The organism is Rugamonas fusca, assembly GCF_014042365.1.
In the GTDB taxonomy this organism is placed as follows: Bacteria; Pseudomonadota; Gammaproteobacteria; order Burkholderiales; family Burkholderiaceae_D; genus Rugamonas; species Rugamonas fusca.
This window is the reverse complement of record NZ_JACEZS010000029.1, coordinates 51731-64891: the sequence shown is the minus strand read 5'-3', so window position 1 is coordinate 64891 and position 13161 is coordinate 51731. Positions and strand designations below refer to the sequence as shown.

9 protein-coding genes and 1 tRNA gene are annotated in these 13161 nt (G+C 60.1%); all 10 read left to right on the top strand.

Annotation, left to right across the window (positions count from 1 at the left end; translation table 11 throughout):
• The coding region (locus tag H3H36_RS23640; RefSeq protein WP_182220514.1) for an EF-Tu C-terminal domain-related protein at positions 1 to 488 on the top strand (488 nt) is incomplete at its 5' end.
• 70 nt (positions 489 to 558) lie between these two features.
• Positions 559 to 634: transfer RNA gene (locus tag H3H36_RS23635), tRNA-Trp, on the top strand.
• Between the two features lie 33 nt (positions 635 to 667).
• Positions 668 to 1051 (top strand): preprotein translocase subunit SecE, encoded by a 384-nt coding sequence (gene secE / locus H3H36_RS23630; protein WP_182220513.1) that lies wholly within the window; start codon positions 668 to 670, stop codon positions 1049 to 1051.
• Positions 1051 to 1674 (top strand): transcription termination/antitermination protein NusG, encoded by a 624-nt coding sequence (gene nusG / locus H3H36_RS23625; protein ID WP_182220512.1) that lies wholly within the window; start codon positions 1051 to 1053, stop codon positions 1672 to 1674. The genes secE and nusG overlap by 1 nt, the downstream gene beginning before the upstream one ends.
• A 113-nt stretch (positions 1675 to 1787) precedes the next feature.
• Entirely contained in the window at positions 1788 to 2219 is a 432-nt protein-coding gene (gene rplK / locus H3H36_RS23620; protein ID WP_182220511.1) for a 50S ribosomal protein L11, read from the top strand.
• Positions 2220 to 2221: 2 nt separating this feature from the next.
• The gene (rplA, locus tag H3H36_RS23615) at positions 2222 to 2917 is read left to right on the top strand and encodes a 50S ribosomal protein L1 (RefSeq protein ID WP_182161789.1); all 696 of its coding nucleotides are present in this window, start codon (positions 2222 to 2224) and stop codon (positions 2915 to 2917) included.
• 321 nt (positions 2918 to 3238) lie between these two features.
• Positions 3239 to 3757, top strand: coding sequence for a 50S ribosomal protein L10 (rplJ, locus tag H3H36_RS23610; protein WP_182161791.1), 519 nt, complete (start codon positions 3239 to 3241; stop codon positions 3755 to 3757).
• 66 nt (positions 3758 to 3823) lie between these two features.
• A complete protein-coding gene (gene rplL / locus H3H36_RS23605; RefSeq protein ID WP_161035990.1) occupies positions 3824 to 4201 on the top strand; it encodes a 50S ribosomal protein L7/L12 in 378 nt (125 codons plus the stop codon).
• Between the two features lie 264 nt (positions 4202 to 4465).
• The gene (gene rpoB, locus H3H36_RS23600) at positions 4466 to 8572 is read left to right on the top strand and encodes a DNA-directed RNA polymerase subunit beta (RefSeq protein ID WP_182220510.1); all 4107 of its coding nucleotides are present in this window, start codon (positions 4466 to 4468) and stop codon (positions 8570 to 8572) included.
• A gap of 165 nt (positions 8573 to 8737) precedes the next feature.
• Complete coding sequence (rpoC, locus tag H3H36_RS23595) at positions 8738 to 12973, top strand: DNA-directed RNA polymerase subunit beta' (RefSeq protein WP_182220509.1); 4236 nt, start codon at positions 8738 to 8740, stop codon at positions 12971 to 12973.
• The last annotated feature ends 188 nt before the right edge of the window (positions 12974 to 13161 follow it).

Genomic DNA, 13161 nt, shown 5'->3' with positions numbered 1-13161 from the left:
AGCGTGGCGTGATCAAGGTCGGCGAAGAGATCGAAATCGTCGGTATCAAAGACACCGTGAAAACCACCTGCACCGGCGTGGAAATGTTCCGCAAGCTGCTGGACCAGGGTCAAGCCGGCGACAACGTTGGTCTGCTGCTGCGCGGCACCAAGCGTGAAGACGTGGAGCGTGGCCAGGTGCTGGCCAAGCCAGGTTCGATCAAGCCGCACAACCACTTCACCGGCGAGATCTACGTGCTGTCGAAAGACGAAGGTGGCCGTCACACCCCGTTCTTCAACAACTACCGTCCACAGTTCTACTTCCGTACCACGGACGTGACCGGTTCGATCGAGCTGCCAGCCGATAAAGAAATGGTTATGCCAGGCGACAACGTGTCGATCACCGTCAAGCTGATCAACCCGATCGCCATGGAAGAAGGTCTGCGCTTCGCCATCCGCGAAGGCGGCCGTACCGTCGGCGCCGGCGTGGTTGCAAAAATCATCGCCTAAGGACTGATCCTGACTACCACCTGGGATGTCCCGGGTGGTAAGATAGATCCTTCCTCTTCAAGTTTTACGTAGGGACGTAGCTCAATTGGCAGAGCGTCGGTCTCCAAAACCGAAGGTTGGGGGTTCGATGCCCTCCGTCCCTGCCACCAATTCTGGTGCAGTGGCACCGAAAGTAAAAAATGTCAAATCAATCCGTGCAGACTGTTAGCACGTCGAATGACAAGATCAAGGTTATCGCGGCAATCGTCGTGATGATCGCAGCAGTGGTCGGGTTTTACTACCTGGCAGACAAACCAGCTCTGGTACGCGCAGGCGCACTTGTAGCTGGTTTGGCTTTTGCCGTTTTGATCTTGTGGACTTCGACCACTGGCCGTGACTTCCTCAATTTCGCCAAAGAAGCCGTGCGCGAAACGAAGAAAGTGGTATGGCCCACCCGCCGCGAGGCCGGTCAGATCACAGGCATCGTGTTCGCCTTTGTGCTGATCATGGCGATCTTCCTGTGGGGCACGGACAAGACGCTGGAATTCCTGTTGTACGACGTTATCCTGGGTATTAGAAAATAATGAGCGAAAATGTGCAAGATGACGTGCCGGGCAATGATCCGGCACAAGATGCTGGCGCTGAGCTTAGCACGCCCGTGAGCGTCCCCGTCTCGAACAAGCGCTGGTACGTCGTGCACGCCTATTCCGGTATGGAAAAGAGCGTGCAGCGCGCGCTGATGGAGCGCGTCGAACGCGCCGGCATGCAAGACCAGTTCGGCCAGATCCTGGTGCCCACCGAGGAAGTGGTGGAAGTCAAGAACGGCCAGAAATCGGTCACCGAACGTCGATTCTTCCCCGGCTATGTGCTGGTGGAAATGGAAATGACGGATGAAACCTGGCACCTGGTGAAGAACACCAGCAAGGTCACCGGCTTTATCGGCGGCAAATCGAACAAGCCGACCCCGATCCCGGCCCGCGAAATCGACAAGATCATGCAGCAGATGCAGGAAGGCGTCGAGAAGCCCCGTCCCAAGGTGCTGTACGAAGTGGGCGAGCAAGTGCGTATCAAGGATGGTCCGTTCACCGACTTCAACGGCCACGTGGAAGAAGTCAACTACGAGAAATCCAAGGTGCGCGTCTCGGTCACCATCTTCGGCCGCGCCACCCCCGTCGAACTCGAGTTCGGCCAGGTCGAAAAAGTCTAAGCGCCCACCGGAGCGCGCGGCAGTCCAGCGTATCCGGCAACTAAGAGGAGCCCCGCCACGGCAAGCGATTGCCACGCGGGGCGCTACTACTCAATCCAACGATAGGAGCCATCATGGCAAAGAAAATCATTGGTTTTATCAAGCTGCAAGTGCCAGCTGGTAAAGCAAACCCATCCCCACCGATCGGCCCAGCACTGGGTCAGCGCGGCCTGAACATCATGGAATTCTGCAAGGCGTTCAACGCCCAGACCCAAGGTATGGAACCAGGTATGCCGATCCCCGTCGTGATCACCGCGTTCGCCGACAAGTCGTTCACCTTCGTGATGAAGACCCCGCCTGCGACCTACCTGATCAAGAAGCACTCGGGCATCACCAAGGGCTCGGCCAAGCCGCACACCGACAAGGTGGGCAAGCTGACCCGCGCGCAAGCTGAAGAAATCGCTAAACTGAAGACCCCGGACCTGACCGCTGCCGACATGGACGCCGCTGTGCGTACCATCGCTGGTTCCGCTCGTTCGATGGGCATCACGGTGGAGGGCCTGTAATCATGGCAAAACTGTCCAAGCGCGTTAAAGCAATCAAAGCCAAGGTCGACCGCACCAAGGCTTACCCGTTCGACAACGCTGTCGCCCTGATCAAGGAACTGGCTACCGCCAAGTTCAACGAATCGATCGACGTGGCTGTGCAACTGGGTGTGGATCCTAAGAAATCCGACCAGGTGGTGCGTGGTTCCGTCGTGCTGCCAGCTGGCACCGGCAAGACCGTGCGCGTGGCCGTGTTCGCCTCGGGCGAAAAGGCTGAAGCTGCCAAGGCAGCCGGCGCCGACGTCGTTGGTATGGAAGACCTGGCCGAGCGCGTCAAAGCCGGCGACATGCCTTTCGACATCGTCATCGCTTCGCCTGACACCATGCGTATCGTCGGTACCCTGGGCCAGATCCTGGGCCCACGCGGCCTGATGCCTAACCCGAAGGTGGGCACCGTGACCCCTGACGTGGCGACCGCCGTGAAGAACGCGAAAGCTGGCCAGGTGCAATACCGTACCGACAAGTCCGGTATCATCCACGCCACCATCGGCCGCAAGTCGTTCACCGACGCCGACCTGAAGAGCAACCTGGTTGCCCTGATCGACGCGCTGAACAAAGCCAAGCCAGCCACCAGCAAGGGCGTGTACCTGCGCAAAGTGGCGATCTCGTCGACCATGGGCGCTGGCGTCCGTGTTGACCAGGCTTCGCTGGCTGCCTAAGTTTTAAGCTGTAAAGAATTAAGTCCCCGTGCTATGCGGGGCGCATCTTTGGGCTGGCTGTGATATGCAATTTGTATCACAGCCAGACAATCAAAGACCGTTGGGCCGACCGTGATCGCACATGCGGAAGGATAAGCAGCCAACCGGGCAACCGGGCGGCGCCCAACGCAGATGGTGTACCCGAGCAAGTTTTGTAGTCCATGCTGCGTGAATTCATCCGCTCAGTTCTGTACTTCTTAACGTCGGACGCCGTGTTCGAACCGATGCGAGGTCCCTGGCCAACGGGTCAGGTCCACCGAACATCATTTAAGGAGGTTGACCGTGGGTCTCAATCTGAATGACAAAAAGGCCGTCGTCGCCGAAGTTTCCGCAAAAGTAGCAACTGCGCAAACCATCGTCGTGGCCGAATATCGTGGCATCCAGGTTGCTCACTTGACGCAACTTCGTGCTAAAGCGCGCGCTCAAGGCGTGTACCTGCGAGTGTTGAAAAACACCCTCGCTCGTCGCTCCGTCGAAGGCACGCAGTTCGCCAACCTGGCCGATCAAATGACCGGTCCGCTGATCTACTCGATCTCGGACGACGCCGTTGCCGCAGCTAAAGTCATCAACGACTTCGCTAAAACCAACGACAAACTGGTCATCAAGGCAGGTAACTACGCCGGCAAGCAGCTCGATCAAGCTGCCGTCGCCGCGCTGGCGAGCATTCCTAGCCGTGAAGTCCTCATCTCGCAGCTGTTGGGCGTTATGCTGGCTCCGGTGTCGGGCTTTGCACGTGGTCTGGCCGCTCTGGCGGCGAAGAAATCGGAAGGCGCTCCCGCGGAAGCGGAAGCCGCAGCGTAAGCTGGCCGGTTTTTTCTCAAGTACCAATCGATGTTTTAACGAATCAAAAAATTATTGGAGTTTCAAATGGCAATTAGCAAAGACGACATCCTGAACGCAGTGAGCGAAATGTCCGTAATGGACCTGAACGAACTGGTCAAAGCTTTCGAAGAGAAGTTCGGCGTTTCGGCCGCTGCAATGGCTGCTCCTGCAGCTGGCGGCGCAGCCGGCGGCGCAGCTGCTGCTGAAGAGCAAACCGAGTTCAACCTGGTTCTGTCCGAAGTGGGCGCGAACAAAGTTGGCGTGATTAAAGCCGTGCGCGAAATCACCGGCCTGGGTCTGAAAGAAGCGAAAGACCTGGTCGACGGCGCACCGAAGACCGTGAAAGAAGCCCTGTCGAAAGCTGACGCTGAAGCCGCTAAGAAGAAGCTGGAAGAAGCTGGCGCCAAGGCCGACCTGAAGTAATACTGTAGTACGGCGGCTAGTTTTCTTAGCGCCACGAGCCAAAGCTGCGGATTTCCCCCTGCGAAGGGGGTTATCCGGCTTTGGCTCCTTTGTCGTCTTTGTCGTATTTGTAGCGTTTTTACTACGTTACCGAAGTACGCAGTTCATTGAATCAGCTGGAAATGGTAGAGCCTTGAGGTTTCGTCTGTGTGACACGCAGCCGACGCTGCTGATATACAAGCAAAACCTGAACTTTCTATCCTTTCTGTCACTCACGGAGTGTCCATGCACTACTCATTTACTGAGAAGAAACGCATTCGCAAATCATTCGCGAAGCGCGCCAACGTTCACCACGTTCCGTTCCTGCTGGCTACCCAGCTCGAGTCCTACCACAGCTTCCTGCAAGAGGATGTCGCCCCATCCGCGCGCAAGAACGACGGCCTGCAGTCGGCCTTCACCTCCATCTTCCCGATCGTGTCGCACAATGGTTTCGCGCGCCTCGAGTTCCTGTCGTATGTGCTCGGTGACCCGGCCTTCGACGTCAAGGAATGCCAGCTGCGCGGCCTGACGTTCGCCTCGCCGCTGCGCGCCAAGGTGCGCCTGGTGATCCTGGACAAGGAATCGCCGACCAAGCCTGTGGTCAAGGAAATGAAGGAACAGGAAGTCTACATGGGCGAACTGCCCCTGATGACCACCACCGGCTCGTTCGTGATCAACGGTACCGAGCGCGTGATCGTTTCTCAGTTGCACCGCTCCCCTGGCGTGTTCTTCGAGCACGACCGCGGCAAGACCCACTCTTCGGGCAAGCTGCTGTTCTCGGCCCGCATCATTCCTTACCGCGGCTCGTGGCTGGACTTCGAGTTCGACCCGAAAGACATCCTGTTCTTCCGCGTCGACCGCCGCCGCAAGATGCCCGTGACGATCCTGCTGAAAGCGATCGGCATGTCGCACGAGCAGATCCTGGCCAACTTCTTCGTGTTCGACAACTTCAATCTGCGCTCGGAAGGCGCGGAAATGGAATTCGTCGCCGAGCGCCTGCGTGGCGAAGTAGCCCGTTTCGACATCGTCGACAAGTCCGGCAAGACCTTGGTACTGAAGGACAAGCGTATCAACGCGCGCCACGTGCGCGACATCGAGGCGGCTGGCATCAAGCACATCTCCGTGCCGGAAGACTACCTGCTGGGCCGCGTGCTGGCCAAGAACATCGTCGATCCGGAAACGGGCGAAGTGGTGGCCAATGCCAACGATGAGCTGACCGAAGACGTGCTGGGCCGCCTGCGCGAAGCCAACATCTCGGCCATCCAGACCCTGTACACGAACGACCTGGACCAGGGCGCCTACATCTCGCAGACCCTGCGTATCGACGACACGGCCGACCAGATGGCTGCCCGCGTGGCCATCTACCGCATGATGCGTCCTGGCGAACCGCCAACGGAAGACTCGGTGGAAGCCCTGTTCAACGGCCTGTTCTACAGCGCCGACCGTTACGACCTGTCGGCCGTGGGCCGCATGAAGTTCAACCGCCGCATCGGCCGCGATGAACTGACCGGCGCCATGACGCTGTCGAACGAAGACGTGCTGGCCGTGATCAAGATCCTCGTCGAGCTGCGCAATGGCCGCGGCGAAGTGGACGATATCGACCACCTGGGCAACCGCCGCGTGCGTTGCGTGGGCGAACTGGCCGAGAACCAGTTCCGCGCCGGCCTGGTGCGCGTCGAGCGCGCCGTCAAGGAACGCCTGGGCCAGGCCGAGGCGGACAACCTGATGCCGCACGACCTGATCAACTCCAAGCCGATCTCGGCCGCGATCCGCGAGTTCTTCGGTTCCTCGCAGCTGTCGCAGTTCATGGACCAGACCAACCCGCTGTCGGAAATCACCCACAAGCGCCGCGTCTCCGCGCTGGGCCCGGGCGGTCTGACCCGCGAACGCGCCGGCTTCGAAGTGCGCGACGTGCACCCGACCCACTACGGCCGCGTGTGCCCGATCGAAACGCCTGAAGGCCCGAACATCGGTCTGATCAACTCGCTGGCACTGTATGCCCGCCTGAACGAATACGGCTTCCTGGAAACCCCGTACCGCAAGGTGGTGGACTCCAAGATCACCGACCAGATCGACTACCTGTCGGCCATCGAAGAAGGCCGCTACATCATCGCCCAGGCCAACGCCACCATCGACGATGACGGCAAGCTGTGCGACGAGCTGGTGTCGGCCCGTGAAGCCGGCGAAACCATCCTCGTGTCGCCCGAGCGCATCCAGTACATGGACGTGGCCCCGGGCCAGATCGTGTCCGTGGCAGCGTCGCTGATTCCGTTCCTCGAGCACGATGACGCGAACCGCGCGCTGATGGGTGCCAACATGCAACGCCAGGCCGTGCCTTGCCTGCGTCCTGAAAAGGCGCTGGTCGGTACCGGCATCGAACGCACCGTGGCCGTCGACTCCGGCACCACCGTGCAGGCGCTGCGCGGCGGCGTGGTGGACTACATCGACGCCGGCCGCGTCGTGATTCGCGTCAACGACGACGAAGCGCAAGCGGGCGAAGTGGGTGTGGACATCTACAACCTGATCAAGTACACCCGTTCCAACCAGAACACCAACATCAACCAGCGTCCTATCGTCAAAGTGGGCGACCGTGTGGCCAAGCGCGACGTGATCGCCGACGGCGCATCGACCGACTTGGGCGAACTGGCACTGGGCCAGAACATGACCGTGGCCTTCATGCCATGGAATGGTCTGAACTTCGAGGACTCGATCCTGATCTCGGAAAACGTCGTCAAGGACGACCGTTACACCTCGATCCACATCGAAGAGCTGAGCGTTGTTGCCCGTGACACCAAGCTGGGCGCGGAAGAAATCACGCGCGACATCTCGAACCTGGCGGAAAACCAGCTGGCTCGCCTGGACGAGTCCGGTATCGTCTACATCGGCGCCGAAGTGCAGGCCGGCGACACGCTGGTCGGTAAAGTGACGCCGAAGGGCGAAACCCAGCTGACGCCGGAAGAGAAGCTGCTGCGCGCCATCTTCGGCGAAAAAGCATCGGACGTGAAAGACACCTCGCTGCGCGTGCCGTCGGGCATGGTCGGCACCGTGATCGACGTGCAAGTGTTCACCCGCGAAGGCATCGTGCGCGACAAGCGCGCCCAGCAGATCATCGACGATGAACTCAAGCGCTTCCGCCTGGACCTGAACGACCAGATGCGTATCGTCGAAGGCGACGCCTTCCAGCGTCTGGAAAAGATGCTGATCGGCCAAGTGGTCAACGGCGGTCCGAAGAAGCTGGCCAAGGGCGCCAAGATCACCAAGGAATACCTGGCCGATCTGGACAAGTACCACTGGTTCGACATCCGTCCGGCCGACGACGCCATGGCCACCGCGCTGGAAGCGATCAAGGAATCGATCAACGAGAAGCGCCACCAGTTCGACCTGGCCTTCGAAGAGAAGCGCAAGAAGCTCACCCAGGGCGACGAGCTGCAGCCTGGCGTGCAAAAAATGGTCAAGGTCTACCTGGCCGTCAAGCGCCGCCTGCAGTCGGGCGACAAGATGGCCGGCCGCCACGGTAACAAGGGTGTGGTGTCCCGTATCGTGCCGGTGGAAGACATGCCGTACATGGCCGACGGTACGCCGGCCGACGTGGTGCTGAACCCGCTGGGTGTGCCATCGCGTATGAACGTGGGTCAGATTCTCGAGACCCACCTGGGCTGGGCCGCCAAGGGCCTGGGCATCCGCATCGGCGAAATGCTGCAGCAGCAGATCAAGGTCGAGGAAATGCGCAAGTTCCTGGCCACCGTCTACAACGAGAAGGGCCGTGGCGAGGATCTGTCGGACTTCTCCGACGACGAGATCATGAAGCTGGCGCACAACCTGAAGAAGGGGGTGCCGTTCGCGACCCCGGTGTTCGACGGCGCGCACGAATCGGAAATCCGCCGCATGCTGGACCTGGCGTATCCGGACGAGATCGCCACCAAGCTGGGCATGACCCCGTCCAAGAACCAGGTCACCATGTACGACGGCCGCACCGGCGAAGCGTTCGAGCGCAAGGTCACCGTGGGCGTGATGCACATGCTGAAACTGCATCACCTGGTCGACGACAAGATGCACGCCCGTTCCACCGGTCCATACTCGCTGGTGACGCAGCAGCCGCTGGGCGGTAAGGCCCAGTTCGGTGGCCAGCGCTTCGGTGAGATGGAGGTGTGGGCACTGGAAGCGTACGGCGCCTCGTACGTGCTGCAGGAAATGCTGACCGTGAAGTCCGATGACGTCAATGGCCGTACCAAAGTGTACGAAAACCTGGTCAAGGGCGACCACGTGATCGACGCTGGCATGCCGGAATCGTTCAACGTGCTGGTCAAGGAAATCCGTTCGCTGGGTATCGACATCGACCTCGAACGCAACTAAACGACAGCCTGCTGAGGCGACTGTCATTTGGTTTGAGATGCACAAGGGGCAGGAAAACCGGGGACGGACCCCAATTTCCGCAGGAAATCGGGGTCCGTCCCCGGTTTTCCTGCCCGGCAATGTAGTCTCAGGTAATACGAAATTTAATCACCTCTGGAGTGATACATGAAAGCACTGCTCGATCTATTCAAGCAAGTTCAGCAAAACGAAACTTTCGACGCGATCAAGATTGGTCTGGCGTCGCCTGAGAAAATCCGTTCGTGGTCCTACGGCGAAGTCAAGAAGCCGGAAACCATCAACTACCGCACCTTCAAGCCTGAGCGCGACGGTCTGTTCTGCGCAAAAATCTTTGGCCCGATCAAGGACTACGAGTGCCTGTGCGGCAAGTACAAGCGCCTGAAACACCGCGGCGTGATCTGCGAGAAGTGCGGCGTGGAAGTGACGCTGGCCAAGGTGCGCCGCGAGCGCATGGGCCACATTGAACTGGCTTCGCCTACCGCCCACATCTGGTTCCTGAAGTCGCTGCCTTCGCGCCTGGGCATGGTGCTGGACATGACCCTGCGCGACATCGAACGCGTGCTGTACTTCGAAGCATATGTCGTGACCGATCCCGGCATGACCCCGCTCAAGAAGTGCCAGATCATGTCGGAAGACGATTACGCCGCCAAGTACGAAGAGTACGGCGACGACTTCACCGCCTTCATGGGCGCCGAAGGTATCCGTGAACTGCTGCGCTCGATCGACATCCACCGCGATGCCGAAACCCTGCGCGTGGAACTGAAGGAATCGAAGTCCGAAGCGAAGATCAAGAAGTACGCCAAGCGCCTGAAAGTGCTGGAAGCGTTCCAGCGTTCGGGCATCAAGCCTGAGTGGATGATCATGGAAGTGCTGCCCGTGCTGCCGCCGGAACTGCGCCCGCTGGTGCCGCTGGACGGCGGCCGCTTCGCGACCTCCGACCTGAACGACCTGTATCGCCGCGTCATCAACCGTAACAACCGTCTGAAACGCCTGATGGAGCTGCGCGCTCCAGAGATCATCACGCGCAACGAAAAGCGCATGCTGCAGGAAGCCGTCGACTCGCTGCTCGACAACGGCCGCCGCGGCAAGGCCATGACCGGCGCCAACAAGCGTCCGCTGAAGTCGCTGGCTGAAATGATCAAGGGTAAGGGCGGCCGCTTCCGTCAGAACTTGCTCGGTAAGCGCGTCGACTACTCGGGCCGTTCCGTGATCGTGGTGGGCCCGCAGCTGAAACTGCACCAGTGCGGTCTGCCGAAGCTGATGGCGCTGGAACTGTTCAAGCCCTTCATCTTCAACAAGCTCGAACTGATGGGCCTGGCGACGACCATCAAGGCCGCCAAGAAACTGGTTGAGATTCAAGAGCCGGTGGTGTGGGACATCCTGGAAGACGTGATCCGCGAACACCCGATCATGCTGAACCGTGCGCCTACGCTGCACCGTCTCGGTATCCAGGCGTTCGAGCCGGTCCTGATCGAAGGCAAGGCCATCCAGCTGCACCCGCTGGTCTGCGCGGCATTCAACGCCGACTTCGACGGTGACCAGATGGCAGTCCACGTGCCGCTGTCGATCGAAGCGCAGATGGAAGCGCGTACCCTGATGCTGGCCTCGAACAACATCCTGTTCCCGTCGAACGGCGAACCGTCGATCGTGCCGTCGCAGGATATCGTGCTGGGTCTGTACTACGCGACCCGCGAGGCGATCAACGCCAAGAACGAAGGTATGCTGTTCCCTGACGTGTCGGAAGTCATCCGTGCCTACGACAACAAGGAAGTGGAACTGACCACCCGTATCACGGTCCGTATCGTCGAGAATCCAAAGGATCCGGCGACGGGCGAGTTCGTCCGCACCGTGACCCGTTACGAGACCACCGTCGGCCGCGCCATCCTGTCGGAAATCCTGCCGAAGGGCCTGCCATTCTCCGTGCTGAACCGCGCGCTGAAGAAGAAGGAAATCTCGCGCCTGATCAACACCTCGTTCCGCAAGTGCGGCCTGCGCGCCACCGTCGTGTTCGCCGACCAGCTGATGCAGTCGGGCTTCCGCCTGGCAACGCGCGCCGGTATCTCGATCTGCGTGGACGACATGCTGGTGCCGCCTCAGAAGGTGACCCTGATCTCGACGGCCGAATCGGAAGTCAAGCAGATCGAACAGCAGTACGCTTCCGGTCTGGTGACGGCGGGCGAGCGCTACAACAAGGTGGTGGACATCTGGGGCAAGACCTCCGACGAAGTCGGCAAGGCCATGATGGACCAGCTGAAAGTGGAAGACGTCATCAAGCGTGACGGCACCAAGTCGACCCAGGAATCGTTCAACGCGATTTACATGATGGCCGACTCGGGCGCCCGCGGTTCGGCGGCCCAGATCCGTCAGCTGGCCGGTATGCGTGGTCTGATGGCGAAACCGGACGGTTCGATTATCGAAACCCCGATTACCGCGAACTTCCGCGAAGGCCTGAACGTGTTGCAGTACTTCATCTCGACCCACGGCGCCCGTAAGGGTCTGGCCGATACGGCGCTGAAGACGGCAAACTCCGGTTACCTGACCCGCCGTCTGGTGGACGTGACCCAGGACCTGGTGGTGATCGAGGACGATTGCGGCACCTCCAACGGCACCATCATGAAGGCGATGGTCGAAGGCGGTGAAGTGATCGAAGCGCTGCGCGACCGTATCCTGGGCCGCGTGGTGGTCAACGACGTGGTCAATCCTGAAACCCAGGCCACGCTGTACGAAGCCGGCACGCTGATGGACGAGGACATGGTCGAAGAGATCGAGCGCCTGTCGATCGACGAAGTCAAGGTCCGCACGCCGCTGACCTGCGACACGCGCTACGGCCTGTGCGCCAAGTGCTACGGCCGCGACCTGGGCCGCGGCCTGCTGGTCAACGCCGGCGAAGCCGTCGGTGTGGTGGCAGCGCAGTCGATCGGTGAGCCGGGTACCCAGCTGACCATGCGTACCTTCCACATCGGTGGTGCGGCATCGCGTGCGGCAGTGGCCTCGTCGGTGGAAGCGAAATCGAACGGCACCATCCGCTTCACCTCGACCATGCGTTACGTCACCAACGGCAAGGGCGCACAGATCGTCATTTCCCGTTCCGGCGAAGTGCTCATCTGCGACGACCACGGCCGTGAGCGTGAGCGTCACAAGGTGCCATACGGCGCCACCCTGATCGTCAAGGATGGCATGGTCATCAAGGCCGGCACGGCGCTGGCAACGTGGGACCCGCTGACCCGTCCGATCATTACCGAGTACGCCGGTACGGTGCGTTTCGAGAACGTCGAAGAAGGCGTGACCGTGGCCCGCCAGGTGGACGAAGTGACCGGTCTGGCCACGCTGGTGGTGATCGATGCGAAACGTCGCGGTTCGCTGACCAAGACCATGCGTCCGCAAGTGAAACTGCTGAACGACGACGGCAACGAAGTGAAGATCGCCGGCACCGAGCACTCGGTGGCGATCGGCTTCCAGGTCGGCGCGCTGATCATGGTGAAAGACGGCCAGCAAGTGTCCGTCGGTGAAGTGCTGGCACGTATCCCGACCGAATCGCAGAAGACCCGCGATATTACCGGTGGTCTGCCACGCGTGGCCGAGCTGTTCGAAGCCCGTTCGCCGAAGGATGCCGGTATGCTGGCGGAAGTCACCGGTACGGTTGCCTTCGGTAAGGAAACCAAGGGCAAGCAGCGTCTGGAAATCACGGACATGGACGGCAACAAGCACGAGTTCCTGATTACCAAGGACAAGCAAGTGCTGGTGCACGACGGCCAGGTGGTGAACAAGGGCGAGATGATCGTGGACGGCCCGGCCGATCCGCAAGACATCCTGCGCCTGCTGGGTATCGAAGCGCTGGCCCGTTACATCGTTGACGAAGTGCAGGACGTGTACCGTCTGCAGGGCGTGAAGATTAACGACAAGCACATCGAAGTGATCGTGCGCCAGATGCTGCGCCGCGTGCAGATCACCAACGCCGGCGACACCAACTACATCGTTGGCGAGCAGGTGGAGCGTTCGGAACTGCTGGAAGAAAACGATCGCGTGATCGCCGAAGGCAAGATCCCTGCGACCTACGAAAACGTGCTGCTGGGTATTACCAAGGCATCGCTGTCGACCGACTCCTTCATCTCGGCCGCATCGTTCCAGGAAACCACCCGCGTGCTGACGGAAGCGGCGATCATGGGCAAGCGCGACGGTCTGCGCGGCCTGAAGGAAAACGTCATCGTCGGTCGTCTGATCCCTGGCGGTACGGGTCTGGCCTTCCACCGCGCACGCAAAGAGAAGGAAGCGTGGGAAGTGGAAGAGCGTCAGGCACTGCTGCTGGCGGAAAAGGCCTCGATGGCTGCCAGCGCCGAAGCGGAACCGACCGAACCGGTCAGCCCGCACAGCGACGAAGCGTAATCGCGCTTCACGGCAAACAAGAAACGGCACCTGCGGGTGCCGTTTTTTTTCGTCTGATTTTACGGCGGGTGGCGTGCCTAAGAATAGCAGAGGGTGTACCGTGCCGATTCCGAGGCTAGTACCAATTCAGTCTAATCCGCGCGGCTATAGTCTAATTCGCGCTGAAATTTGGAGACGCCGGTCTAAAA

What these genes read in the sequence shown, in the direction of transcription:
- nusG (WP_182220512.1), top strand. Translation starts at nt 1,051, where the DNA reads ATGAGCGAAAATGTGCAAGATGACGTGCCGGGCAATGATCCGGCACAA.
- rpoB (WP_182220510.1), top strand. Translation starts at nt 4,466, where the DNA reads ATGCACTACTCATTTACTGAGAAGAAACGCATTCGCAAATCATTCGCG.
- rplK (WP_182220511.1), top strand. Translation starts at nt 1,788, where the DNA reads ATGGCAAAGAAAATCATTGGTTTTATCAAGCTGCAAGTGCCAGCTGGT.
- secE (WP_182220513.1), top strand. Translation starts at nt 668, where the DNA reads ATGTCAAATCAATCCGTGCAGACTGTTAGCACGTCGAATGACAAGATC.
- rpoC (WP_182220509.1), top strand. Translation starts at nt 8,738, where the DNA reads ATGAAAGCACTGCTCGATCTATTCAAGCAAGTTCAGCAAAACGAAACT.
- rplA (WP_182161789.1), top strand. Translation starts at nt 2,222, where the DNA reads ATGGCAAAACTGTCCAAGCGCGTTAAAGCAATCAAAGCCAAGGTCGAC.
- rplL (WP_161035990.1), top strand. Translation starts at nt 3,824, where the DNA reads ATGGCAATTAGCAAAGACGACATCCTGAACGCAGTGAGCGAAATGTCC.